Source organism: Actinoplanes sp. NPDC049598 (genome assembly GCF_040675435.1).
Lineage (GTDB): Bacteria > Actinomycetota > Actinomycetes > Mycobacteriales > Micromonosporaceae > Actinoplanes.
Genome location: NZ_JBFAOX010000008.1, coordinates 221,564 through 245,069 on the forward strand (window position 1 = coordinate 221,564; position 23,506 = coordinate 245,069).

Consider the following 23,506-nt stretch of genomic DNA (forward strand, 5'->3'; position numbering starts at 1 on the left):
CTGACTCCAATGATGGAGCAGGTCGTGCACTGGATCAACGATGAGGAGTTGCCGCTAGGCAGGCCGGTTCCACTCAGCACTGTTGGAATGCGAAGTGCATTAATCGCGGAGACCGCGTTCCGGCGTGCTGCTGTTGACGCTCCCCTCTTTCCTGAAAACGATGACGCTGAGCAGGCGGCGGCTGCGATGATTTCTCAGCTACCTCGTGGGCAATTTGGCGATGCCACCCTAACTGAGAGCGAGAAATCCGAAACACGCTTAATCCAGCAGAATTTAACTCGATTCAGCAGCACCCTCGGAGACGCAGAGTATTTTCCATCGATACCCGGGTGCGGCGTGGTTAACAACTCAATCGGTGATATCTTGAGCTTCTCGCACCTCGTAGAAGTCAAGACCGTTTCGCGCCCTTTTAGGAGTACTGACCTCCGGCAGCTGCTCACTTATTGTGCGATGTTGCGAGCGTCAGATATTCCGATAGAAACGATTAGCTTGTACAACCCGCGGCGCGCCTACCGATTCACTGATGATTTGGAAGATCTATCTTTCGGGTTGTGTGGCCGTTCGGCCGTCGAACTTATGCAGGACATCATTAACACGATGGTCGGGTTTCAAGTATCCGCGTGATAGATTGCCCGTAGGCAGACGACACTAGGGCTCGCTTGTGCTATCCATCTGAAACTTTGCGACGATCAATCGCGACGTATGAACCAGGCTGACCTTTAGCGACTTTCTTCATTTCAGATACAGCGTGTATCGCTTCAGCAACGGACTTGATTCGCCCTTCCTCCAGCGCAGAAATGACGGCGCCGACTGAAAGTGTTACGAGTGCTGCTCGGTGTAAGTTGCGCCGCCGATCCGGTACGTTGATGTATCCTCTCCGGAGGTCCTCTGGGTCGTATAGGCGATCTGCTGCCTGTTCGAAAGAGGTGACAGAATGCCGCGCGATCTTCAGCATTTGGTCTGGCTCACAGAGCACTAGAAAGTCGTCTCCTCCGATGTGAGCCAGTTTGGGCCGCGGTGGTCCCGCGTCAAAACCGGCCGCAGTTAAGGAGTCCGCGAGTACCCTTAAGAACTCCCCGGCCCGATCCCACCCGTATACATCGACTACGCTCTTAAAGCGATCGATATCGTACAATAGGAAAGCGAACGATCGGTTGGCGGCGATGCGTTCGGCCAGCTCCTCTAGTATCCACCCTTTTCCGGGCATCCCTGTATCCGGGGAGAGTTCGCGAAGGTATCGAGCGCGCTTCCAAACCGCGTTCACCCACCGGGCGAATTCGTGCGGAGATATTTCGTGCGGAAGAAGATGGTCAACTGTAAGGCCGGCTGAGCTTATTCGACCAGCTTGCCGAGAATTTCCCACCGCTAGAACTGGAATTGATTTGAACCATGGATCTCTGGCTGCGGCTGCGATTCCGCGAGGCAGACGGCCAGCGCCCGGAAAAACTACGACGAGGTCGAACCGTTGGACTGCGACGAAGTTCCTTGTAGCAGACTTCCTGCTGGCGACCAGCACTTCCAATGACTCATTCTTTCGGAGTTCGTCGATGTGCTTGCGATGGTAACCCGGTTGAGCCAGCACAAGTATTTTCGCTTGCCGGGGGAAGCGAAGTTCGTTCACGTGGCCAGGTGTGGGCAACTCTGTCGCCCCTTATGGATGTTCCGATGATGTTGCTTTCGATGCCGGTTCTAAGTCGAGGTGCGTTTTCCCTAAGACGTTGCCATTGGCGACGCCGACGGTATCGCTTTTGGACTCTTGTTCCCAGCGGTCCAATCGACTTAAGACCCAGCTGCGCCACATCATTCGGCGGAAACCGAACCTGTATCGACACGCATGCTCCATGCGCGCGGTGATCAGTCCAATACCACGCGGCCCAAAGTCGCGGAGGTTCATCCCGCTTCCTGTGGTGATAGGAGGTGACTCCCACGCTTCCGCGCAAGCCGGTCCAACGACTTGAGAAATCTCCCGACAACACTGGTCGAATACGATGCTGAGCGTCCGACTTTCAGCGCCAATCCAACCCGCTATCTCCGCTCGCTGTTCCTGGAGTGTATGTCCACGGTCAGCGAGAGTTGCGCGTGTGGCAGGTTCGTCATCGGTACGCCGACGGATGCGATATGGATATTCGGCCCATGCAACAAGGTACCGAACCGCTTGAGCATAGCGGTCGCGGCGGAGATTCGCGTTCGCTCGAAGATTCCCCGATATCGCGTTGACGAAGGCCGCTACGACGCCGGAGCTAATTACAGCGACAACAATTGTTGTCAATACCGGCGGTGTGGGTGAAGTCTTCGTTGTTTCCGCCGCGGCCAGTAACCAATTCAAGGCAGAGTCCCCCTCGAGCTCGACGCGTACAGGCTACGACTTGCGGTGACACCACGGCCAGCAAGGCAATCGACCGCGTGGCCATGGCCATCGTCGGATTCCGTCGCCTGCTTCCTGTGTACGTGTCTTGCACCCGAGGATAGCGGTATCGATGCAGCTCATCGTCTGAGGATTGGTCGACAGCGACGAGTGCAGACGTCTGGCTCTACGCTAACGCCTAGTAGTCTTTTGCTATCTAGTCGCGCGCCGTCCTCCTGGCAATTTGTCGTGCGCAGGAGCCCGCGCGGCCTCCCGAAGGTGTAGGTGGCAGGGCCGGCGAACTGCCTGGTCGAGCGACCGATCATCGCAGGCGGTACCCGTCGCGGACATCAAGATGTGCCGGGACGTCCTGACAGACGCGGTTCTAAGCGGAGGCGGGAAGAGGAAACCTGGTCGTGAGCCGGTATCCAGATCGCGCGAGCATTGGGACACCGGCCGCATGAGGCCCCGGCCGTACGTGCCCCCCAGCGAGCGTGCGGCCGGGCTGCCAAGCTCGACGCGTCAGGCGTTGACTGCGCAACTGTCGGCCCACACGCGCTCGAACGAGTCAAGGTACGTGCTGGCCATGCCGCCAGCGGTAGATTGTCGGAGATGGATTACCGGCGCGTGTGACGCTGGCCGCCCGTAGATATGGGTGTTGACCAACATGTCGTCGTCGGCTCGGTAAATTGAGTTGTAAAGTACGGTGTCGTGCAGCCGTAGGTCGGCGCCAGCGTCAGTGACGGGGCGAAATCCGATCAGTGCGGTACGGATACGGGCGCTCAGGCCATGGCCGATGCCCTCCTCGCGACCGCGCTCGACGATGTGGAGCCCGTCCTCTCGTCCGAGTGCGATCCGCACCCGTACGCCCGTCTTGGCCTTATTGGACAGTTGCGTCACCGCCGCGAAGTCCTCGGCGAGAAAGAGTGCGCTGTAGGCGAGGATGTCGATCTCGGACTTGGCTTCGGCGAACAGCCGTGACCAGGCTTCGGTTGGCACGGTGGAGCGGTACGGGTAGACGATCCGGACCTCGTCGGCGTTGGCATCGGGCTGCGTGGGTCGGGGTAGGTCGGGCCAGAGGTCATGCTGCGACCAGCCGGTAAGGCGCGCCAGGGCATTGCGGTGGCGCGGATACGGCATGCGTCCAGACATCCAGCGCTGAACGGTCTTCGGGTCGACCCTGAGGCGTGCCGCGACCTCGACTTCGTTGACGCCGGCGCCTCGCAGTGCGCGGGCGAGAGGGTTGTTCACGACGACTCCGATCGTCGGTAAGAACCGCCATGCTATCGAAGAAGTCCCGAGACGTCCTATAGCCGTGGTTCACGTTCCGTCACCTGACGTGAAGAGTCGGGCGAGAGTCACGATCGAGAGAGTGGACGGGCGAGCGGCGATGACGAGAGACGATCGCGGAGAGCAGGAGTCGGCGCAACGTTCGGCGGACCGCTTGGCGCTCGCGCTCGAAGACGTCGGCTTTGACGTCGGTCAGGAGTTTTCGGCGCTGCATGATGCCATCGATCGTCAGGGCGCGGCGGTTGTGCGCATCGGCGATGTCCTGCCGATTGTCGCGGACAGGCTTGCCGCCGTACTGATGAGCGGTGCTGCGCGGCAAACGAATCAGGCGGAGGAGGACGACAACAGGCAGTGACCTTGAGTGCGTGTAGCGGGACGTTCGCTTAGTCTGCCTATGTGGATCAAGCCGAACGTGCCCGTGACCTCGCGCGCCTGTTGCTGGCCGAGTCGATCCCGCGCCGGTGGTCACACAGCCAAGGAGTCGGGCGCAAGGCCGAGTCGGTCGCGCACCTGGTAGGCGGCGACGCGTCGGACCTCGTGTCCGCCGCATGGCTGCACGACGTCGGCTATGCGCCCGACCTGGTCGTGACCGGCATGCATCAACTGGACGGCGCCCGTTACCTGCGCGACGCCGCCCACGCCAATGATCTGACTTGCCGACTGGTTGCGCACCACTCGTGCGCGTTTATCGAGGCCCGCAACCGTGGGCTGTCCGATCAGCTCGCACGCGAGTTCCCGCCGGTCGAAGGATTGGCCTCGCACGCGATCACCTACGCCGATATGACCACGACGCCCGACGGCGAGCCGACCGAGGTGGAACTGCGCCTCGCCGAGATCCTTGCCCGCTACGGCGATGGCGACCTGGTCGCCGAGTCGATCCGGGAGGCGAGTCCGCTGATCATCGACTCGGTGCGGGTGATCACGGTGGCGCTCGACGATAGCTGAGGATCAGTCGGCGCGGGAGATTGCGCCCTGCTCGTCCCGGCTCCACCTCCGGCCGGCGCTGTCCAGGAACTCGATCTGCACCGGCTCGGGCTCGACGTACGTGCGTAGCCAGTCGGGCGGCGCGGGACGCTGGACGGTGCTCCCGGGTGGGACGAGGCCGACGAATTCCGAGCTTGCCTCCTCATCCTCGCGCGCCGGTAGCGGCAGCTCGACCTCGTAGATCGGCATCGCGCTTGCGTTGTGGATGTGGAACGCCAGCTCACGACCGCCGTCGACCTTCCGTGTCAGTTCCACCCAGGCGCTGATCCGCTCGGCCTGCGCGCGGCGTTCGTCCTCGGCTCGGCCGGCCTCGCGGTGGTGCTCACGGCGCAGCAGCAGAAAGCCGACCAGGAACGCGCCGACCGTACCGACGGCGGAGAACACGTCGGCGAAAGCGCTCAACCAGTCGCTATCCAAGGTGGGGATCCTGCGGGGCGGCGAAGAAGTGGTCGAGTCGCAGGCGCATCGACTGATCCATCGGCAGGGATCCGATCTCGGCGGCAGGGATCCAGCGGACCTCCGTCGTTTCCGCGCTGGTGGTCGGCGATCCGCCGAGCGGCCGGCCCGAGAAGACGACGGAGAACTCCTGCCGTACCTCGCCGTCACTGGTGTAGAGGATGACGTGGCGGGGGTCGGTGTAGATGCCGACCAGGCGGGTTATCTCGACCTCAATCCCGGTCTCTTCGCGCGTCTCACGCACGGCGGTTTCCGGCAGCGACTCGCCGAGGTCCATGGACCCGCCGGGGAGCGCCCAATTGCCGTTGTCGGAGCGCCGTATCAGCAGCACCTCGCCGGCCTCGTTGCTGACGACCACGTTCGCCGACGGCACCAACGACGTCGCGCGCGGCGCGTCCGGGTCGTCGTAGAAGTCGATCCGCTGTCCCACGCCGAACTCATTCCAACGGTGTGGCGTCGTCCCACACGTGCTCGAAGCTGTCCATGTACGTCGTTACCATGCCGCCACCGGCCACCCGACGGAGATGCAGCACCGGAGCCTGCGCGGCCGTGAAGCCGTAGATGTGCGTGTTGACCATGAGTTGGTCGTCGGCGCGGTAAATCGAGTTGTAAAGCACCGTGCGATGCAACCGGAACTCGACATTGTCGATCTTGCGCAACGGCCGGTACATCACCAGCGCGTTCTTGATCTTCCCGGCCTGCGCCTCGTCTACGCCCTCGTCGGCGCCGCGCTGGGCGACAGCCTCGCTGTCCGGGTCACCGAGCAGGACGCGCACGCGTGCGCCGGCCTCGGCCTTCTGTCGGAAGATTCGCTGAACGCCGGCGTCCTCGGAGAGGAACAACCCGCTGTAGACGAGTACGCCGATGTCCTGCTCGGCAGTCTCGAACATGTGCCGCCACAGGTCGGACGGGACGGTCCAGCGATGCGGGTAGATGTTGATGATCTCGCTCTCGCTGGCGCTGGCCACCTGGTCCGGGCTGAGCGCGTCGGGCCACAGATATACCTCGTCGACACCGAGGTGGGCGGCGACCTGGTAGCGGTGGCGCCGGTACGGCGTGCGTCCGCTGATCCAACGCTCGACGCTTTTCGGGTCCACGCTGAGCGCTTCCGCCATCTCGGCGGGCGTGATGCCACGTTCCAACATCGCGGTGCGTAGTCGCTCGTTCGGCATCGTCTTCCCGTCAGGACGTCCCGGCAGCCAGACCACCTTATGGGAGACGTCTCGGACACGTCCAGCCACGACCTGATCACGTCCCGTCCATTTTTTGCACTCTCGGTGGCGTCGATGCGGACCGCGCATCACCGGACCGAGAGGAGATCCACGACATGGAAACCCAGCACCTCACGTACGAGGTTCCGACCTGCCCGTGCGGCGCCCAGCTCGGCGGGGGACACCCGACGCTGTGCCGCAAGTGTGTTGCCCGGTCGCGCTGGAACCGCCGGCATCAGGCGCGGGGCGGGCACGGCGGGGCAGACCAAGCCATCCGTACGCGTCGGGGCCGCCGCAACCGCAACGGGGATGACGCATGACGATCGCCGTCTCTGCGGTCATCCTGCTCGGCGTCTTCGTCTTCCTACTGTGGCGGTACGCCCGGCTCCCGCTCTGGCAAGCCGCCATCTGCGCCGCATTCGGCTACTACCTCGCCGCGTCGTCGATCGGCCCGGACATCGGGAACGGCCTTCGCGCCTTGGCCCGGTTCGTCGCCGGACTGGACCTCTGAGGTGGCCACCGATCGCCGACGCGACTGGTGGGTGATCGTCGGCATGACCGTCGCCGCGATCTCCGCCGCCGTGGCCAGCTTCGCCGGCCTGCGCGGGCTCGCCCAGGTTGCCGGCTGGCCCGATCAGCTCGCATGGCTGCTACCGGTCACCATCGACGCGTACGCGATGACCTCGGCCCGAGTGTGGCTCGCCGGGACGCTCGACAGTGACCGAGCCCGCCGCTTCGCCCGAGCCAACGCCATCGGCGCCATCGCCACGAGCATCGTCGGCAACGCCGGCTACCACCTCACCGCCGCCGGCCTGATCGCGATCACCTGGCCGATCGTCGTCCTGGTCGGCGCCGTTCCTGCCGCTGTACTCGGACTGACCGCACACCTGCACGCGCTCAGCGACGCCGCGACTCCCGGGACCGAACCTCCGGTCCGGACCCGGGTCCGGCCCCGGCCCACCGATGACGCCCTACTCGCCGCAGCCCGTGAGGCCGACGCTCGGCACCGCGCCCTGCACAGCGGACGACCCATCAGCCGAGACGGCCTGCGTTCGGCGCTGCGCATTGCCGGACCCAAGGCGACCGAGCTGCGGCGGCAACTCGCCGCGGAAACCACCAACCGAAAGGAGGCTTCACCCCGCCTATGACCAACCAACCGCGCATCCCGAGCCCGACCGTAGACCAGGAGGCCATCCGTACCCACCTGCATGCAGCACGACGCCGGCCCACGCCGGCCGCTGTCTGGACCGCTATCGCCGACATTCCCGTCCTTCTCGCCGAGGTCGACCGGCTCGCTCGTCTGCTGAGCCGTACCCGATGGGACTTCGCCGATCTGCTCGCCGCCGCCCGTGCCACCCTCGCCGCCGACCGGGACGGCGAAAGCGACCCGTTGGCGTACCTGCGTGACGCGGTTGCCGAACACAGGGCCTGGATTCCGCCCGTTGACGGCGAGTTCGCCGAATGAGGGCGTACGGACGCCGGCACCGCCGGTGGAGCCGCCGCAACCCGCAACCGCTCCTGTTCGTGCCGCACGAACCCCTGATCCTCGTCGGCCTGGCCGCGATTGGGCGCGTCCTGTTCCGATACCGGTCGGAACTCGCACCTGTCACCGCCGGAATCGCGCTCGCCGTCGCCGGAATCGGCTTGCACCACAGCCATTCCGGCGCCTGGCCAATCGTCGCTGTTCTCGCGGCTGCGTCGGCACTGGGAGCCGGACTCCGCGGATTCCCCTGGGGCATCACACGGACCGAGGAGCGTACGTTCGCCGGGACGATAACCGCCGTCGCGGGAAGCTGGCTGAGTGCAGCGACAGCGCTCGGCCCCGGAAGGCCTCCGCTGCCCACGATCCTCGCCGTTTCCGTTGTGGCGCTTGGGATTCCGTGGTGGGCGCATCGGCGTCGCCGTGCCCGAGTTCGGGTGGATCGGGTCATCCAGGCGTGGCCGAACCTCGCCGAGGCGGTCGGGCTCGACGGATCCCGGGTCATGTCGGCCGTGGTGGACACGTGGGGCTGGCGCGCTCGAATGAAGCCTCGCCCGGGGCAGAGCGTCACCGACGTCGTCGCCCGCGTACCGGCCATCGAGTCCGCCTTGGGTACGAGGCCCGGCGCGGTCCGCGTCGAACAGGACCCGGCACATGCCGGCCGGTGCACGATGCGAGTCCTCGCCGTCGACCCGCACGCCGGCGCCATCCCATGGCCCGGACCGGCCGCCCGTTCGCTGGCCGACCCGATCGAACTCGGTGTCTTCGAGGACGCGACAACCGTCCGCCTGCGTTTGCTGCGGCGGCATGCGCTGATCGGCGGCACCACCGACTCGGGCAAGAGCGGCGTTCTCAGCGTCATCCTCGGCAACCTCGCCGCCTGTTCCGACGTCGTCCTGTGGGGCATTGACCTCAAAGGCGGCATGGAACTACGGCCCTGGGCGCCCTGCCTAGCCCGGCTCGCAACGACACCGGATGAAGCAACTCGATTGCTCGCCGAGGCCGTCGCCGTCCTTGACGCCCGCGCCCACGCGGCCGGCCACGACAACACCCGCGTCTGGGAACCCACGCCCGACACACCGGCGCTGGTCATCGTCATCGACGAGTACGCCGAACTCGCCGACACCGCACCGGCCGCCGTCGCCTACGCCGAATCGGTTGCCCGGCGCGGCCGGGCGGTCGCGGTCGACCTGCTCGCCGCGACGCAACGCCCAACGCAGAAGGCCATGGGTGGGGGAGCGCTGCGCTCGCAGATGAGCGTTCGCGTCTGCCTACGCGTTCGGGAGCGTCGCGACGTCGACCTCATCCTGGACAAGGGCATGCTCGCCGTCGGCTGGCACGCCCACACCCTCGACGCACCGGGCAAGTTCTACGTCCTCGCCGACGGCCACAACCAACCGCGTCGAGCCCGTGGCTACCTCGTCACCGACGAGGACGTGCGGAGACAGCCGCACGCTACGCCGATCAGCGACCGGACCTCGACGAGTTGTCGCAAGCCGCCATCGACCACCAGCCGCAAGCTATCGAACCACCGTCGTCCGGCACCATCGATCCGGAACAGGCACTCCTGACGGCGCTCGACGAGGCGCCGGACGACGGTCTCACGATTCCGGAACTCATCGATACGACCGGCATGCGCCGAACTTGGATCTACGGCCGGCTCCAAGCGCTCGCCGCCGCCGGCCGTGCCCGGCAGGTCACTCGGGGGCGCTGGCACGCCTGACTCAATCGTCCGCGCGGACGTCCGTCCGCTCGCGCGCGTCTGCGCATCCCCATCGCGCGGACGGACGACGGACGGACGACCGCGCGGACGCCCATCCCGACCAGAAAGGAGGCCCACGATCACCACCGAAGACCGAACCGATGAGAGGAGAAATCGCAGCATCCGAACGTGCACTACGCTTGAAATCGAGAATGGGCAGCTCAACACGTCCCTAGACGTCCCGGTCTCCGATGCCGCCGCAGACATGCTGTGGCGCATCATCGACCGGGCCCGGAAGACTCGGCAAACATGAGGTTCGCCTTCTACGGACGCGTGTCGACCGAAGACCAACAGGACCCGCAGGCGTCGAAAGCCTGGCAGTTGTCCCGCGCTCGGAGCCTGATCGAGCCGGCCGGCGGCGAGATCGTGGCCGAGTTCTTCGACATCGGGCAGTCCCGCTCGCTGCCCTGGAAGCGGCGCCCCGAAGCGCTGCGTTTGCTCGACACGATCAAGAGCCCCGGCCGTGACTTCGACGCCGTGGTGATCGGCGAGCCGCAGCGTGCGTTCTATGGCAGCCAGTTCGGCATGACGTTCCCGGTCTTTGTGCACTGCGGCGTTGGCCTGTGGGTGCCGGAGATCGGCGGCGCGATCGACCCCGGCTCGGATGCCCATGATCTCGTGATGGCGCTCTACGGCGGGATGAGCAAGGGCGAACGCAACCGCATCAAGGTCCGTGTCCGCTCAGCGATGAAGGCGCAGACCGAGTTGGAGGGGCGTTTCCTCGGCGGACGCCCGCCGTATGGCTACCGGCTCGCCGATGCCGGTCCGCATCCGAACCCCGGTAAGGCGGCTGAGGGGAGGCGACTGCACCGGCTCGAACCCGACCCGGTCACAGCGCCGGTGGTGGCGCGGATCTTCAACGAGTACGTCGCGGGCCGAGGCATGACATCGATCGCACGAGGCCTCACGCAGGACGGCATCGCGTGCCCGTCGGCCTACGACCGGGCGCGTAACCCGCACCGGCACACTCAGGTTTGGGAGACCACGGCCATCCGCGCGATCTTGCAGAACCCGCGCTACACCAGCCGCCAGGTCTGGAACCGGGCACGCACCGACGAGGTCCTGATCGACGTCGATGACGTCGCGCTCGGCCACGAGAACAGGCACCGATGGAACGACCCCAGCCAGTGGTCATGGTCCCGTGCCCAGTCCCACACGCCGCTGATCAGTACCGACCTCTACGAACGCGCGCAGCGAACCGTCAAGACGCGTGGCGCCATCGGCGAGGGCGGCAAGGCTCCCCGGCGCAGTCGGCACGCCTACCTCTTCCGCGGCCTGCTGCGATGCGGTCTATGCGACCGCGTGATGGAGGGCAGCGTCAACCACGGACGCATCTACTACCGGTGCAAAGCATCCCGCGACTACGTCAGCCAGCACGGCATCGCCCATCCGCCCGTCCTCTACCTCCGGCAAGAAGCGATCACGGATCCAGTCGACCGCTTCCTCAGCGAAGAGCTGGGAAACGCCAACCTCACCGAGACGCTGAGGCGGATTGTCGATGCCAGCCACCGCGCTGCGCTCGCTCGGCATCAAGAGGGCGACGAGGCGCCGAGGCTGCGCGAGACGATCAACGACTGCGACGCCAAAATCGCCCGCTACCGGAGCACCCTCGATGCCGGAGGAGACCCGACACTCTTGGCCGGCTGGATCAGCGAGACCACCGCGATCAAGAAGGCGGCGCAAACCCGACTCGGCTTCACCGAGGTACCACCCGAACGGATGAGCGAAGAGCGGATCGCCGCGATCGTCGAAGCGCTGGGCGGGCTCCTCGGCCTGCTGAGGCAAGCGGACCAGCATGACCGCGCCGAGGTCTACGCGCGTATCGGACTCCAGATGCAGTACCGGCCAGGAACCGGAACGGTCCTGGCCGAGATTCGATCGACCGACGTCGATCGTGTACCTGTGATGTGTCCGGAGGGGGACTCGGACCCCCATCCACCCCTACATTGGGTTCATGTAGGGCGACGGCGTGTTCATGGGGCTGGACCCTAGCCGAACGCCCGATGAACACGCAACTAGGTGCCGTCTCACGATGTGAAGACCCGGTGTGATGCCGATCACGCTGTAGTTGCAGGTAGGCGAGCCTGTTCGGACCTGTCCGGAGCACGCCCCTCTTCATCACCATCGGTAGTCGCAGGCCCGAACCGGGGACCCGTCGACCGGTGACTCCATACCCGCCGACGAGCCCTCGCTGATCCCTCCGGATCTACCGTGCGTGGCTCGACGATCTAGCCGCCCATGTAGGGAGACCGAGGCGACCCGCCCTCACCCTCGTCAAGGCCCTCGCGCTCGTCCCGGTCGTAGCGGCTCGCCGACAGTTGTCTGGCGGAAGGGGTTCGGCTACTGCTGCTCGCGGGACCATCGGCGGGGCGTCCAGGTCAATTCGCGTGCCCTGGACGCCCCTCAAGCCGGCCAGCGCGCCCCCGGTTCCGGACACGGTTGTCCGCCACTATCGGCGGGCCGTCGGGCTACTGCACGTACAGGGCGCACCGTTGGTGGTTCACCGGCCGGCCCGCCTCCGACGGCGTGTTCACGTCCTCGGCAGCGCCATATCCACTAGATCACTTGATTCAGTAAAGTGCCGGAACCAACTCGCCGCCCGCAACGTGTTCACCCGCTCGGTGCTCGCGGCGGGCAATCGAGGCGCGAGGCGCTGGACATCATCGACATCAGCCTCCCGGTCGGCCACCGTGACGTCGCCACGACCATGCGCATGCACCTGTCGCCAACCGCTGGAATGCTGGAACGGGTGGCCGCGGCAGTCGGCTGACCCGCGGCCTTCCCGGATAGCCGACCGTTTGGCTGTGGCTGCTGTTGCCGGCAGCAGCGAGGACCGCACCCGTTTGGGTGGGTCAACCGTCCACCGTGAGGTCGAGGTGCTCATGTCCAGTGGCCAAAGCCAAATGTTCAGCCTTGCGCTGCCCAGTATTCGAGGCAGTCCTGTCGGATGCTCTCGGCGTCGCCGACGAACGCGTCACCCGGCAGTCCCGTTCGCTGGTTGACTACAAGGGCGGCAAGCGATGGCTCGCCGAAGATGTCGCAGTCCTGGCTGAGTACGTCGAGCGGATCGCCGAACTGCAGGTTGTGGTACCGCCGGTCTACTGCGATCGCAAGTTCGCCGTAGGTGATGGTCTGGCCGCGGCGGGCTGCGGCGATCAGGACGCCGCGCACGACCGGAAGGATCTCACACATGAGTTCGGTGTAGCGGACGTTGGTGCCCGGCCGCCAGGCGCTGGATACGTCGTCGCCGATCTGCCATCCGAAGTGTTTGCTCGAACCCATTCGCATCCCCTCCAAAGCGTGGTGGAGGCCAGTCTGCCGTGGTGTGGTGATTCTTGCGCAGTCGAGGTACGGCCCCGCCAGTGTCGCTGAATGTTCAGAGGTTTACGCCGATCACCCGGCGCTGGCCGCTGCAGGTGGAGTTCGCACTACCGTCGAGCACGAACTCCCGCGGTGCGTTACTCGGCTGCGGTGATCGGTACGGGCCGTAGCTCGTCGGCCATGACATGATTGCCGACCGGCCGGTTGATCCATCGGGCACCCTGGCCTGGCCGCCGATGCGCGGGTTTGTCGTCCTGCGATGTCCACAAGACGATGTCGAGCAACTGAAGGTCCGGTAGATCCTGGATCTCGGGAACGGTCGGTGTCACGGCATCCCGCAGGGCCGCTATCTCGGCGCGGTGGATGCGGGTCCAGATCGCCACGGCGCGAACGACCTTGTCGATCCGATCGCGGCGGTCCAGGCCGTACTGCCGTGCCTTGTTCGAGAAGCCCTGACGGTTGAATCCGAACACTTCCGCCACGTGTCCGTCGAGTATGGGAATTGCCTGTGGCCGGTACAGGGCCGCCATCTTGGTGGTCTTCGGTCCCCAGACGCCGGGGTACCCGAAGTGGCACAGGTCGACGACCTTGGCGAGATCGTCGTCGTCCATCGCGTGTAGGTCGGTGTCTTCCGGGACGGCGGCGACCCGAGCCGCGAAATCCTGTCGGAGGCTCCGGGAGAACCCCGCCACGTCCTCGATGTCCACCCGGCCGGCTAGTGCGTTGGCGTAGAGCAACGACCAGGTCGTGACTTGCTCGAACATTCCGGACGAGCGAGTGCTGCGAGCGGCAAGGTGGTAGGTGACCCATCCACTGCGCGGCTCGGTGCAAAAGGCGAGCACTCGTCGGGCGGCGTCCGTCACGGTCACCGGGGCCAGGACGTCACCGTCAAACCCGGCTGCGGGGGGATCGATGACCATCTCAGGGAGATCAGAAGTCACAGCGACCACCGTACGGTCTAACCGCCAGAGAGAAGGACGGTTGCCACCGTTACGGCGAATTGCCGGAAGGCAACCCGCGGGTCGCGCATTCAGCCCCATCTTTGGGCCTGGCGGTTTGGCGGACGGAACGTAGTGGATCTTGGCGAGAGTAAGCCCGGACGTTCAGCAATCGCTGCGTGTGAGTGGAGTGTCACACGACGGTGTTCCTAGAGTGTCAGGTTGTTGTCTTGCCTGCTAGCGTGCGCGGCGCGGTGCGAACGGCAGATCGCCGGCAAGCCGTACTCGTGGAATCTGCTGTCCGTTCAGGGCCACCCGCAGTCGATCTTCTTTGAAAGGCCCTTCGTGAACTTGCGCATCGCCACCGCCGCGTGCTGCCTGCTAGCCCTTACCGCCTGCGGCAACGCATCCGACACTGTCGAGCAGGCATCTTCGACGAACTCATCAACTACGGCCGAAGCCGCCACAACGGCCGCAAGCGCCAGCAGTCTGCTGGAGGCAGGCTTCGGGCAGCGTGATGAGTACGCGTCGGTCGTCGCGATGGTGAAGAACAACTCCACCACGGTCGGCCAGACCGTCACCGTCCAGTTCAACCTTAAAGATGCCGGCGGCGCGCTTCTCGCCAGCGAATCCCAGGTTGAGACGTTCAGCGCCCCGAACCAGATCCGGCCGGTCCAAACCCAGGTCACCGTTCCCGCCGGCAAGGAGGCCGCGACCGTGGAAGCCACGCTGCTCATTGAGGACAAAAACACCTTATCGTCCGAGGCATCCCCGGAGATCCCGGCGGGCAAAGTTACCGTCAGCAAGGCCGAGTACGGAACCGGTTGGTCCGCCCGTACCGAGATCACCAACCCGACGGTGGACCTGCTGAAGTCCCCGCGCGTCGATGTCGTATGCCGTGATAAGGCCAAGAAGATCACCGGTGGGGCATTCACGTTCCCCGACCTCGTGCCGCCCTCCGGCAAGATTGTCGTCGACCTGGATATTCTTACCGCGACGAAGCCGGTCACCTGCGACGCCTACGCCTCACCGCCGGTCGGCTGACCGGCTCGCGCCGCCGCGGTGGCGAGGGCGGTTCCTGCGGTTGTCGATTCAGGAGTGTGAACGGCTTCGCTACCGGGTTCGGCGAACAAGTTCCTTGACGGTCTCGCGCACGTAGACGAGGACGGCGAGAAGCGGCAGGACGCCGATGATCCAGAGCGCGATTCCGATCGCGGTTACCCAACCGCGATCGGGCAGTTCGGGGCGGGAGTAGCCGATGCTGCCGCGGCTGCCGGGGTGCTCGCCGACCTGGAACGTGTCGCCAGGTTTCTCGCCCTTAAAGAAGCCCGGCTTGTCGATTAGTACGCGCGATGACGGGCCGCTGGTCCATGCGATCGTGACCGTGCACTGGTTGTAGTACCCGAAACCGTCCAGGGTGATCGGGCCGCGGCGCTCGCACTCTTGGACGGTCGCCGTGCCGGTGCGGCGGGCGTCGGCGAAGTCGTGGCCGGTGAACCGGCTGATCGTCAACGCCGTGCCGATCAGCCCGAACGACACCGCGAGCAGGATGACGATGCCAATCAGGTTGGTCAGCCATTTGCTGCGCCTAACCTCGACGATGGGGCCCTTCTCGTCGGCAGGCTGCTGCTTGTCCGCACGGGTGCGAGTGACGTCGGCTTCGGCCTCGGCGAGCAGTTCGGCCATGCGGCGCTTGCGGTAGGCCGCGCGGTCTTCACTGGTCATCGCTCACCTCGCGTCGGGTTCTGGGATCACAACGGCAGATCGATCGCTGGCGGCTGCGGCTCATCGCCACGAAGACCGTCACCGGTTGCGCCGCCATTCTGCAGGCTGTTCATTTTGATACCTTCCCGCAAAGCATCGACCGCCACCTTTGCCTTGGTGCCGTAGACGACCTCGTCGGCCTGACCCAACGCCCGGTACGCGGACTTGTACGCTCCGGAAACGCCTTCGCTGTCGCTGAGGTAACTGTCCGCTTGATGCAACTTTGCGCTGTTTAGGATGACTGACCCGTACGTGGTCTCCGAGATCGTCTCGTCCATGAGTTTGGTGACGCGGCTGGTGACCGCCGCCAGGGCCGGGAACCTCCCGCCCAGCGCCCGGATCGCCTCGTTGAGTCGCTTGAGCACCTTGACGATCTTCCCGGTGCATTCGGCGACCAGCAGGGCCACCTCGGCGATGACCTTCGGGATGGTGACGACGAGCAGGGCTTGTAGCGCTTTGGAGACGGCCGCGCCGACGACCTCGGCGATCAGGTCTCGCACGGTGTTGCGGACGACCCCGACGATGCTGCCGGCGATCAGGGTGGCTTCGGCCATGGCATCGGCGACCTCGCCCAGCGCGAGCGTGCCGTCGGCCATCTGCGCGGCCTTCTGCCGGTACGCCGTGGCTGCCTCGGAGCCCCAGTGCGAGGTGGTCGACTTGACCCGGTCAGCGAAGTACGAGGTCGCTTCGTAGGTGCGGGTTTGCAGGTTGCGCCACGTGGCAGCGTGACCCTCTATCTCCTTTGGATCTCCGGCCAGCCAGTCTAGCGGCTCGCGGAGGAAGGACACATGCTCCATCAGCCAGCCGACCCCAGCCGCGAAGATGGCCTGGAACGGGTCGAGGATCGCGCCGAGGGTGCTGAGGCCCACCACCGCACCGTTGCCGAGGATGCTCAGGGTGTCGGCGGAGGCGAAGCCGTCCTTGACGCCCATCGCGGCTTCGAGGATGCCCGCGCCCTCGTAACCCTTGGTGTCAGCCTCCGGAGCGATCAAGCCCGGCCGGGAGATCGATGCGGCGTCACTCATCGCGTCCCCCGCAACCGGTCGGCAGCGCGTTCGTCGCTGTGGTCGTAGTCGTCGGCCATCGCCCGCAGCAGGTCGGCCAGCGCTTGCATCCCGTCGACCGCCTTGGTGTACGAGGCGATCGCCTCGTCCCCGTGCGGGTTCAGGTAGAGGTTGGTGAACAACGGCCCGATCAGGTGGCCGTACGCGCTGCTCGATGTCCGGATGTAGGAGGCTGCGCCGCGCGCTTCGTCGAGCATCCGGGAGACTTCGTCGACGTCACGCGCGTGGGAGCGCACCTCGTCCGAGGAGATGTCGATACCCATTAGCGCTGCTCCTCACCGTCATCCGGTACTGCGTACCGGCTGGCGTAGGCGTCAGCGACGAACGATGCCGTCGCTGAGCCTTCGCCGTACACCCCGGACACAATCGCACCGACCTGCTCGGCAAGCCGGGCCTGTGCGCGCCGTGACGTGGTCAGCACCAGCCGAGCCAGTTCGTCCCGAGACAGCCGGTCGGCCTCGGGATGAAACCGCAGGTCGGCCAAGCCGCCGGCCGAGTCGACACGGACCGTGACCTCGCCGCCGTCCGAGCGCACGGTTGCCGCAGCGGCCTCCAACTCGGCGCTGACCTGCAGCGCCCGCCGGGTGTGTTCGTTGACGCTCGCCTCGAAGGCGTCGACCATCTCGTCCGGATGGAGCGGCACGTCCCAACCTCTCGTATCGACACCACAGTTCAGACATGATCACTTTCCGTAAGCATAGACGAGTATGGCTAACGGTCAGAGCCCCTGCTCCGAGGCGACGATTAAGCAGGTGGACTAATCAGGCACCTCGACGGTGGCCAGGGGCGGCCGTGCGGGATTAGCCGACCGGATCAACGACAAGCGTCCAGAACTTGGCCGGTCCCGTTTCACCACGCTCAGGCCCGGCCGGCGGGATGCGCGGGCTCCCGTCTATCGGCGGTGGATCGACGGGCCGACTTCTGCGGCATTGAGGCTACTGGACGGTGGGCGTGACCTGTCGGACGTGGCGTAGATCCTTTGTTGCGAAGGGCGAACTCGTCGCCCTCACGCCGAACCGGGAGCCCTCATCATGGCTGATGTCGCCAACGCCGACAGTGCAATTCGCTTCGCGCCGATCCCGCTCGCCTCGGGGCAGCACATCGAGCAGGGTGGACGCGTCCAGGCAATCGCCGGAGTTGCGGTCATGATCACAGGCACGGACGGCACGGTTGTCACCCTGCCGTGTCGCTTCGAGCACGGAGGCTGGTGGATCACGGCGGCGTAAGCGCCATCAACAGCCGCCAGAGATCCGTCCACCACCTCGCTGGAACCATCGGCGATGCCGATCTGTCTCACCGGAGCCGCATGGCCGACAAAGACACCCGCACCGTCCGAGTGATCCTCATTCCCGCGGATGCGCCCGAGCCCCACGTGTCATTCGGGCCGCTGCGCATGCTCTTGACCTGCTTCTGGGCGGCTGCGCCGGCCTGACCTCTTTGCCTGGCACTCGTGCGCAGGTTTACAGCAACGACCGGGGTCGTGACCTTGGGCTACTGCCGAACCCCCGCGCCACACGACTCGTCGCCAGGTTCATCCCGAGTTTCGCCCGCAACGACATGATCCTCGGGCCTGCCGTCGTGGCGGGAATCGCTGACGACGGACTCAAAGGTGACGTGCCACGCGACGTCGAGGCGATGGTGTTCGAATCAAGTTGAGCCGTGTCCCTGCATTGCGTGCGCGATGAGGGCTCCCTGAAGGTTCACGGAGGCCGCCGTGTTGTCTCCGGATGGGTCGCGGCTGAAACCGGACTTTGGGTACGTAACGTATTGATTTTTCCGATCAACGTGTTTTCGGTGAGTCCTCACGGAATCCGCAGTGAGGACTCACCGGGGGAAAGGAAAGGAAAGGAAGGGAAAGGAACGGGGAAGGGAAAGGAGAGCCCTTGCGCCTGCGGCGCAAGACGAGCAGTCGGGCCGTGAATCGAAGCGCCGGGATTTCGAAACGCCGTCACTTGGACGACTCGGCTTCGCTGCGCCTGGGAGATGCCGGCGGAACGAGATAGCCATCTCGGCGACCATCGCGGTCTTGACGCCGGAGCGCGTACCGCCAGCAGCCGGTTTCCGGTGAAGGGTGCCGAGCGCCGAGCGCCGAGCGCCGAGTCATATGACCGTCTCTGGTTTTGATGCGCTACGACGGCCCGTAGGTGCGTCGAGATGATCGGACGGCTTCGGTCAACGTGCGCTGTTCGACTGCCGATGACGCTCGCATGACAACGACAGTTTCCCTTTCCCGCACCGTCCGCCGGGTCAACGGCCTCCGTCATGTTCGCCCCGCGGAGGCCGCCGTGCTGATCGCGGCGCTGCTCGACGATCTTGCTCAGATCATCGACGACGAGCAGATCGCCAATGAATGCGCCGTCGACCTGGCGATGCGCGCACATCGAATTTTGCATCCGCGGGTGGCCCGGATCGCCGGTCGACACGGTGCTCTGCAAGCGCTGCGAGCAGCAGTTGAAGCGGCGGACGATCCCACACTGCGGGTGCGGGCGTCGCACCCGCAGTGTCTCTGCGGCCTCCCCGAATTACCACGTGCCCGGTGGCGGTGACCGCCCCCGACCCCCGGCGCGAACGCGCACGGCCGACCGAGGGGGTGATTTCATCTAGAATGGGCCGCAGCGCGATCCTCTGCGAGGCTGCGGAGAGCGAAAGATCACGAGCCGGTCGCCGGCCCTGTAGCCGGCAATCGCGATGGCGGTAAACGAGTTGGTGAGCCAGCCAGGTGACGGCGGCGCCACCCGTCGCCTTTCGGACCGGTCGGTGCCAATGTCAACGGGCACGGGCCTGGTATGAAGTGGCCGTGGAAAGGATATGACGGGCATGCTGGTGGCCGGTGCGGCGTGGTCTGCCACGGCGGACAGTCCCTCGGATGTGGGGCGGCAGCCCTTGGCGGTGGAGGCGGTGACGGCCGCTCACGCGTCCGAGTTGGTTCCTGGCGTGATCACCACGACGCCGCATGCGCGGTATCTGTCGCTTCATGCGCGGGTCGCCGTCGAGGCGGGACGGCGTGGCTGGTCGGGCGAGGATCGGTGGGAGTTCCGGCGGCTTCTGCGTCGTTGTGAGGTCGTTCTGGCGGCGGTCTCGGTTCATCATGGCGACGACGACCGGCAGTCGCATCAACGCCATGCCGGCTTGCGTAGGCCACATGGCGTGAACACGATCGGCAGGGCCCTCGACGAGTCCGGGGTGGTGGATCTTGATGAGGTGTCGCGCCAGTACAGCACGGTCGCCGATGGCTTCTACGGCACCTACGGCGGGATCGAGGCCACGCTCGGGCTGATCACCCCTGGGTTGATCCCGGAGCCCGGGCCGGCGGCCGACGCCCACGCGTTGAGGGCGTTGGACCGGGTCGTCGACCTCGCCGAGGGTTCGGACGTGCTGACCGTCGCGGATCTGGCCGGCGCTGCCGATCTGTGTCTGTGCCGGGTGGGTGGGACGACGGATGGCCGTAGCCTTCGGCGTGTGTACTTCGATGCCGGCGGCCCTGATCCCGGGCTGGCGGCGGTGCACCGGGCGAGCGGCGCTGTGGTGGCCGCGGCTGTCGACGGACAGCCGTTCGACAGCAACATCGACATGTTGATGGACGGGTTGTGTTGCTACACGCCCGATCTGGACGGGGCGCTCGGCGGCGATGACCTGACGGAGCATGCCTTGCGGTGGCGTGGGGCGCTGCTGCGTAACTGGTCGGTGTGGGCATGGCGGATGCTCTGGGCTTCCCTGGTCGCGCCGCTGGCGAACCCGGGAACGCGCGAGGAGGCGGCTGACGGCTTCGCCGCCGGTCTGCCTGTGGTCTCGGTACGGCAAGCGTTGCGCCACGGGTTGCCGCCGACGGTTGCCGCAGGCGGCGTGCTGCTACCGGCCGAGCACGACCTCACCGGCGAAGCTGAGGAGAACAGCGGCGGCTGGTCGGTGCTGCAGTTGCTGCGTCTGCTGGCGGTCGGCGCGAAGCGGGCCGGTGAACTGGATGACGGGCCGGCCCGGGAAGCGTTCGTCCGCTACGACCCCACGAGCATGGGACCCGGCTGGATGCGCGGCTGGATCGACGAGCACGCCGACCTGCCGTTGCCGGACGCGGCACGATCGCTGGCTCTCGGCCTGTTCAGCCGGGCGGAGAAGATCAGCCGCGACAAAATGCAGTGGACCCGCACCGGGCTGCGGATGCCAACCCGGTTGCGCGTAATCGGTGACCGGCTGCGCCTGGAAGGGCAAGAAGGAAGCGCGCCGGCCTCGCTGCGTCTAGAGACGTTCGCCACCGTCCTACTTCAGCTGGGCGTCCTGGAACGATCCGAGGACGGCAGTCTGTGGGGACGGGGTCCCCACCACGGCGCGGTGACCACGTGACTGACGAACTGGTCGGTGCACCCCCGCCGCGGGTCCTGCACGACATGCCGATCACGGACCCGGAGGAAATCCTGGTCCTCACCTACACCAGCGATCTCCCGTTCGTCGAAGACGTGTCTGTCCGGCAGGCACGGGCCCGCGGTGCCAGGGTCACGATTGTTTACGACGCCGACCACGTCGAGCCCGGCTTCTCCTCCAGCGCAGGGCCGGTCACTGACTACGTGCCGGTCCCGGTGGTGTGCCGTTCCGGGGGAGCATTTCATCCTAAGTTGATGGTGATCGCCTCGCCGACCGACGCGATGATCTCGATCGGCTCGGGTAACGCGACCGCGCAGGGATGGCACCACAGCGCCGAGGTCTGGACCCACCTGCGTATCGACGGCCCGACCGTGCCCGTCATTGTCGATGATCTCGCCGCGTGGCTGCGCCGGCTGCCCGAGCGCCTCTGGATCACCCCGCTCGGCCGGGAACGGCTGCATCGGGTGGCCGACCTGCTCACCACCCGTCCCACCCGCCCGGAATCCGCCGAACCGCTGCTGCTGACCAACGACGGGCAGCCCATCCTTGACCAGATCCCGGGGCCGGACGGCCCCGTGGACTGGCTGGGCATAGCCTCTCCGTTTTTCGATCCGCCGGCAGACGCCCTGGCCATGATGCTCACCAAGATCATGCCCAACGCGGTTGACGTTCTCCTGACCCGTGACGCGCAGGCCGATCCGAGCAGGCTCCAGAGCGTTCTGGACCGCGTCGGTACCGTACGGATCACCCAGCCGACCACACCGCGTTACCACCACGGCAAGGTCTTCGAATGGTGGTCCGGCCAGGCCGGAACCCTCGTCACCGGCAGCGCGAACTGCACCCGAGCCGCGTTACTGCGGTCGATGGCTGACGACCGCGGCAACTGCGAACTGGCGCTCCTGCAACGGGTCACGGAATCCTTACTGGACGCCGTTGAGGTGGACGATGCCGACCTCAACACCATGCCGCTTCGGGTCCCGGACCGTCCTGCGGAGGCGCTGCCGTCTATCCGTGTGCTGGCCGCTCACGCTCTGACCGACCCGGACCGGATCGAGATAGCCGCCCTGGTGGCTGCCGGCCCGGTGCCCGAACATCTGATCATCGATATAGCCGGCAGAGCATTGAACGCCGCGCATGTCGATACGAATGGGCCGATCCATACCTACCGACTCACCCGCGACCCCGGCGATCTGGCTCGCACGATCACCGTGCGCAACGCCGACGGCGGACCTGTCGGAACCGCACTGGTTATCGACGTGCACAGCGCGTTGTCCCGCGCCCGGCATCCGTCACCGCTGGAGCAATACTCGTTCCCGGAACTGCTGGGGGACGAGACACAAATGCAGGCGTTGCTCGAATCCCTGCGCAGGCTCGCGGAGGTCCTGCCGCCTCGTTCTGACGACGAGTCCGCAGTCGCGCGAAAACGCCGCCGCACCCGATTGGAGGAGGACATTCGCCGGGCAGTCGGATCAGCGCTGCTCGACCTCGCGTTGGGCCGCAACCGCCAACCAGCACCACCCGGCGGCGGCACCGGCGGCGAACTCCGAGGCGACGATGCACCAGAAACCGGCGACAAGCCACAACCGTCCGGAGAGCAAGACGGTCCGCCGCTCAGCGCAGCAGCCGCGATCCGGGCCCGGAGCGAGCGTCAACGCGCCTACGCCCGCCAATGGTTTCAGCGACTCGTCGAGCAGTCGGCGCAATGGCCACTTGCTGCCCAACTTGCGTCCTTCCGCAGCCTCCTCATGGCCGTGGGCGGCGGCCTCTGGACCCAGCCCCACGGCTGGACATGGCTGGTCTACGAAGGTCTTACCAACCTCTGGTACGCCGAGGAGGAGAACACGCTCGCCCACGAGCACGCCGCCCTGTCCGCCGTCGGATTAATCGCGCTGCGCCACGGGGTGCTCTCCGGTGAAACAGACCCAGATCTCGCTGCGAACTTCGACGAACGCCTCGCCGAGTTCCGAGAATACGGAGAATGGCTTCTCGACGGCCCGGAGGAGGCATACGAGAGTTACGCCCGCGAGTTGAGCGGCTATACTCTCGGACCGCGGTTCACCGCTACCAACATCCGCTCCGACATGACCTGGTTGCTTGGCCGCCACAAACTCGACGACGCCCTCGATGGCCTGCACGACATCCCCGGCACCGTGGAACGCGCCGCCGACGGTGCTGTAGTCGTCCGTACAACCAAGGACGGGAAGCGGATGACAATCGGCGTCCTCGATCGTCTGAGCGACTTCCCGAATACCCATGTCATCACATACGCCGGGACCGAGATCCATGGCTGGTGGGACCGCCGCCGCCGACGGCTCCTGCTGGCCGAGCCGACCTCCGCCGGATGGCGCGCCACGGTCTGGCGCAACCTGATGGCAGGCATCGCCGGTCTTGGCACCAACCGCCCACTGCCGCCGCAGAGCGAAACCATGATCGTCGCCAGCCCTGCTGAAGCGTGGGCTAGGTTGGCCAAGCGCTGACGAGCCGAGGAGTGCGCGCCCTGCCCCCGTGGTCCTGCCTGGCGGCTGACCCGCTGCGA

Annotated in this window: 24 protein-coding genes; 13 read left to right on the forward strand and 11 right to left on the reverse strand. The window is 65.9% G+C overall.

Annotated features, from left to right (window positions below):
* The first annotated feature begins 9 nt into the window (after nucleotides 1-9).
* The gene (locus AB0J66_RS20255) at nucleotides 10-624 is read left to right on the forward strand and encodes a hypothetical protein (RefSeq protein WP_364662599.1); all 615 of its coding nucleotides are present in this window, start codon (nucleotides 10-12) and stop codon (nucleotides 622-624) included.
* A gap of 40 nt (nucleotides 625-664) precedes the next feature.
* On the opposite strand, the gene AB0J66_RS20260 is transcribed toward AB0J66_RS20255, so the two are convergent.
* Both AB0J66_RS20260 and AB0J66_RS20265 read right to left on the reverse strand, forming a co-directional pair.
* Nucleotides 665-1,207 carry a GGDEF domain-containing protein gene (locus AB0J66_RS20260; RefSeq protein WP_364662992.1) on the reverse strand — a complete coding sequence of 181 codons (543 nt, stop codon included), beginning with the start codon at nucleotides 1,205-1,207 and terminating at the stop codon, nucleotides 665-667.
* A 1,659-nt stretch (nucleotides 1,208-2,866) separates the two neighbouring features.
* Nucleotides 2,867-3,595, reverse strand: coding sequence for an XRE family transcriptional regulator (locus tag AB0J66_RS20265; RefSeq protein ID WP_364662602.1), 729 nt, complete (start codon nucleotides 3,593-3,595; stop codon nucleotides 2,867-2,869).
* Nucleotides 3,596-3,734: 139 nt separating this feature from the next.
* Between AB0J66_RS20265 and AB0J66_RS20270 the strand changes: the two genes are divergently transcribed.
* Both AB0J66_RS20270 and AB0J66_RS20275 read left to right on the forward strand, forming a co-directional pair.
* A complete protein-coding gene (locus tag AB0J66_RS20270) occupies nucleotides 3,735-3,989 on the forward strand; it encodes a hypothetical protein (protein ID WP_364662605.1) in 255 nt (84 codons plus the stop codon).
* 41 nt (nucleotides 3,990-4,030) lie between these two features.
* A complete protein-coding gene (locus tag AB0J66_RS20275) occupies nucleotides 4,031-4,579 on the forward strand; it encodes an HD domain-containing protein (protein WP_364662607.1) in 549 nt (182 codons plus the stop codon).
* Nucleotides 4,580-4,582: 3 nt separating this feature from the next.
* Here the strand turns inward: AB0J66_RS20275 and AB0J66_RS20280 are convergent, their stop codons facing one another.
* The 3 genes from AB0J66_RS20280 to AB0J66_RS20290 are packed head-to-tail and all read right to left on the reverse strand — an operon-like array spanning nucleotide 4,583 to nucleotide 6,246.
* Nucleotides 4,583-5,035, reverse strand: a complete 453-nt coding sequence (locus AB0J66_RS20280; protein WP_364662609.1) for a hypothetical protein — start codon at nucleotides 5,033-5,035, stop codon at nucleotides 4,583-4,585.
* Nucleotides 5,028-5,504: an NUDIX domain-containing protein gene (locus tag AB0J66_RS20285; RefSeq protein WP_364662612.1), complete on the reverse strand. Its 477-nt coding sequence runs from the start codon at nucleotides 5,502-5,504 to the stop codon at nucleotides 5,028-5,030. Before AB0J66_RS20285 ends, AB0J66_RS20280 begins: the two co-directional genes overlap by 8 nt.
* A 7-nt stretch (nucleotides 5,505-5,511) precedes the next feature.
* Complete coding sequence (locus tag AB0J66_RS20290; protein ID WP_364662614.1) at nucleotides 5,512-6,246, reverse strand: DUF5919 domain-containing protein; 735 nt, start codon at nucleotides 6,244-6,246, stop codon at nucleotides 5,512-5,514.
* 355 nt (nucleotides 6,247-6,601) lie between these two features.
* Between AB0J66_RS20290 and AB0J66_RS20295 the strand changes: the two genes are divergently transcribed.
* The 5 genes from AB0J66_RS20295 (at nucleotide 6,602) to AB0J66_RS20315 (ending at nucleotide 11,519) form a co-directional block, all read left to right on the forward strand.
* Nucleotides 6,602-6,796: a hypothetical protein gene (locus AB0J66_RS20295; RefSeq protein ID WP_364662617.1), complete on the forward strand. Its 195-nt coding sequence runs from the start codon at nucleotides 6,602-6,604 to the stop codon at nucleotides 6,794-6,796.
* 1 nt (nucleotide 6,797) lies between these two features.
* Nucleotides 6,798-7,433, forward strand: coding sequence for a DUF2637 domain-containing protein (locus AB0J66_RS20300; RefSeq protein WP_364662619.1), 636 nt, complete (start codon nucleotides 6,798-6,800; stop codon nucleotides 7,431-7,433).
* Nucleotides 7,430-7,750, forward strand: coding sequence for a hypothetical protein (locus AB0J66_RS20305; RefSeq protein WP_364662622.1), 321 nt, complete (start codon nucleotides 7,430-7,432; stop codon nucleotides 7,748-7,750). Before AB0J66_RS20300 ends, AB0J66_RS20305 begins: the two co-directional genes overlap by 4 nt.
* A gap of 59 nt (nucleotides 7,751-7,809) precedes the next feature.
* Nucleotides 7,810-9,336, forward strand: coding sequence for an FtsK/SpoIIIE domain-containing protein (locus AB0J66_RS20310; protein WP_364662625.1), 1,527 nt, complete (start codon nucleotides 7,810-7,812; stop codon nucleotides 9,334-9,336).
* A gap of 440 nt (nucleotides 9,337-9,776) precedes the next feature.
* Entirely contained in the window at nucleotides 9,777-11,519 is a 1,743-nt protein-coding gene (locus AB0J66_RS20315; protein WP_364662627.1) for a recombinase family protein, read from the forward strand.
* A gap of 915 nt (nucleotides 11,520-12,434) precedes the next feature.
* On the opposite strand, the gene AB0J66_RS20320 is transcribed toward AB0J66_RS20315, so the two are convergent.
* Entirely contained in the window at nucleotides 12,435-12,809 is a 375-nt protein-coding gene (locus AB0J66_RS20320; RefSeq protein ID WP_364662630.1) for a hypothetical protein, read from the reverse strand.
* A 176-nt stretch (nucleotides 12,810-12,985) separates the two neighbouring features.
* A complete protein-coding gene (locus tag AB0J66_RS20325) occupies nucleotides 12,986-13,789 on the reverse strand; it encodes a DUF6308 family protein (protein WP_364662632.1) in 804 nt (267 codons plus the stop codon).
* Nucleotides 13,790-14,008: 219 nt separating this feature from the next.
* On the opposite strand from AB0J66_RS20325, the gene AB0J66_RS20330 reads away from it, so the two are divergent.
* Nucleotides 14,009-14,830: a hypothetical protein gene (locus AB0J66_RS20330; RefSeq protein WP_364662635.1), complete on the forward strand. Its 822-nt coding sequence runs from the start codon at nucleotides 14,009-14,011 to the stop codon at nucleotides 14,828-14,830.
* Nucleotides 14,831-14,899: 69 nt separating this feature from the next.
* Here the strand turns inward: AB0J66_RS20330 and AB0J66_RS20335 are convergent, their stop codons facing one another.
* Genes AB0J66_RS20335 through AB0J66_RS20350 form a run of 4 tightly spaced genes read right to left on the reverse strand, consistent with a single transcriptional unit; the run spans nucleotide 14,900 to nucleotide 17,257 of the window.
* On the reverse strand, nucleotides 14,900-15,511 hold the full coding sequence (locus tag AB0J66_RS20335; protein ID WP_364662638.1) for a DUF6346 domain-containing protein: 612 nt from the start codon (nucleotides 15,509-15,511) through the stop codon (nucleotides 14,900-14,902).
* Between the two features lie 26 nt (nucleotides 15,512-15,537).
* Nucleotides 15,538-16,575 (reverse strand): hypothetical protein, encoded by a 1,038-nt coding sequence (locus tag AB0J66_RS20340; protein ID WP_364662641.1) that lies wholly within the window; start codon nucleotides 16,573-16,575, stop codon nucleotides 15,538-15,540.
* Nucleotides 16,572-16,877, reverse strand: a complete 306-nt coding sequence (locus AB0J66_RS20345; RefSeq protein ID WP_364662643.1) for a type VII secretion target — start codon at nucleotides 16,875-16,877, stop codon at nucleotides 16,572-16,574. Before AB0J66_RS20345 ends, AB0J66_RS20340 begins: the two co-directional genes overlap by 4 nt.
* Entirely contained in the window at nucleotides 16,877-17,257 is a 381-nt protein-coding gene (locus AB0J66_RS20350) for a YbaB/EbfC family nucleoid-associated protein (RefSeq protein ID WP_364662646.1), read from the reverse strand. The genes AB0J66_RS20345 and AB0J66_RS20350 overlap by 1 nt, the downstream gene beginning before the upstream one ends.
* Before the next feature lie 388 nt (nucleotides 17,258-17,645).
* On the opposite strand from AB0J66_RS20350, the gene AB0J66_RS20355 reads away from it, so the two are divergent.
* From AB0J66_RS20355 to AB0J66_RS20370, 4 genes are all read left to right on the forward strand, one after another.
* Nucleotides 17,646-17,840: a hypothetical protein gene (locus AB0J66_RS20355; protein WP_364662649.1), complete on the forward strand. Its 195-nt coding sequence runs from the start codon at nucleotides 17,646-17,648 to the stop codon at nucleotides 17,838-17,840.
* A 981-nt stretch (nucleotides 17,841-18,821) separates the two neighbouring features.
* The gene (locus AB0J66_RS20360; RefSeq protein ID WP_364662651.1) at nucleotides 18,822-19,160 is read left to right on the forward strand and encodes a hypothetical protein; all 339 of its coding nucleotides are present in this window, start codon (nucleotides 18,822-18,824) and stop codon (nucleotides 19,158-19,160) included.
* A 262-nt stretch (nucleotides 19,161-19,422) separates the two neighbouring features.
* Nucleotides 19,423-20,952: a hypothetical protein gene (locus tag AB0J66_RS20365; protein WP_364662653.1), complete on the forward strand. Its 1,530-nt coding sequence runs from the start codon at nucleotides 19,423-19,425 to the stop codon at nucleotides 20,950-20,952.
* Nucleotides 20,949-23,447 (forward strand): hypothetical protein, encoded by a 2,499-nt coding sequence (locus tag AB0J66_RS20370; protein WP_364662655.1) that lies wholly within the window; start codon nucleotides 20,949-20,951, stop codon nucleotides 23,445-23,447. The genes AB0J66_RS20365 and AB0J66_RS20370 overlap by 4 nt, the downstream gene beginning before the upstream one ends.
* Nucleotides 23,448-23,506: the final 59 nt, after the last annotated feature.

Excerpts from the sequence above, each read along its gene's own strand:
- AB0J66_RS20255 (WP_364662599.1), top strand. The coding sequence starts at position 10 with ATGATGGAGCAGGTCGTGCACTGGATCAACGATGAGGAGTTGCCGCTA.
- AB0J66_RS20260 (WP_364662992.1), bottom strand. The coding sequence starts at position 1,207 with ATGCCCGGAAAAGGGTGGATACTAGAGGAGCTGGCCGAACGCATCGCC.
- AB0J66_RS20270 (WP_364662605.1), top strand. The coding sequence starts at position 3,735 with ATGACGAGAGACGATCGCGGAGAGCAGGAGTCGGCGCAACGTTCGGCG.
- AB0J66_RS20290 (WP_364662614.1), bottom strand. The coding sequence starts at position 6,246 with ATGCCGAACGAGCGACTACGCACCGCGATGTTGGAACGTGGCATCACG.
- AB0J66_RS20295 (WP_364662617.1), top strand. The coding sequence starts at position 6,602 with ATGACGATCGCCGTCTCTGCGGTCATCCTGCTCGGCGTCTTCGTCTTC.
- AB0J66_RS20305 (WP_364662622.1), top strand. The coding sequence starts at position 7,430 with ATGACCAACCAACCGCGCATCCCGAGCCCGACCGTAGACCAGGAGGCC.
- AB0J66_RS20315 (WP_364662627.1), top strand. The coding sequence starts at position 9,777 with ATGAGGTTCGCCTTCTACGGACGCGTGTCGACCGAAGACCAACAGGAC.
- AB0J66_RS20320 (WP_364662630.1), bottom strand. The coding sequence starts at position 12,809 with ATGGGTTCGAGCAAACACTTCGGATGGCAGATCGGCGACGACGTATCC.
- AB0J66_RS20335 (WP_364662638.1), bottom strand. The coding sequence starts at position 15,511 with ATGACCAGTGAAGACCGCGCGGCCTACCGCAAGCGCCGCATGGCCGAA.
- AB0J66_RS20340 (WP_364662641.1), bottom strand. The coding sequence starts at position 16,575 with ATGAGTGACGCCGCATCGATCTCCCGGCCGGGCTTGATCGCTCCGGAG.
- AB0J66_RS20345 (WP_364662643.1), bottom strand. The coding sequence starts at position 16,877 with ATGGGTATCGACATCTCCTCGGACGAGGTGCGCTCCCACGCGCGTGAC.
- AB0J66_RS20355 (WP_364662649.1), top strand. The coding sequence starts at position 17,646 with ATGGCTGATGTCGCCAACGCCGACAGTGCAATTCGCTTCGCGCCGATC.
- AB0J66_RS20360 (WP_364662651.1), top strand. The coding sequence starts at position 18,822 with ATGACAACGACAGTTTCCCTTTCCCGCACCGTCCGCCGGGTCAACGGC.
- AB0J66_RS20365 (WP_364662653.1), top strand. The coding sequence starts at position 19,423 with ATGACGGGCATGCTGGTGGCCGGTGCGGCGTGGTCTGCCACGGCGGAC.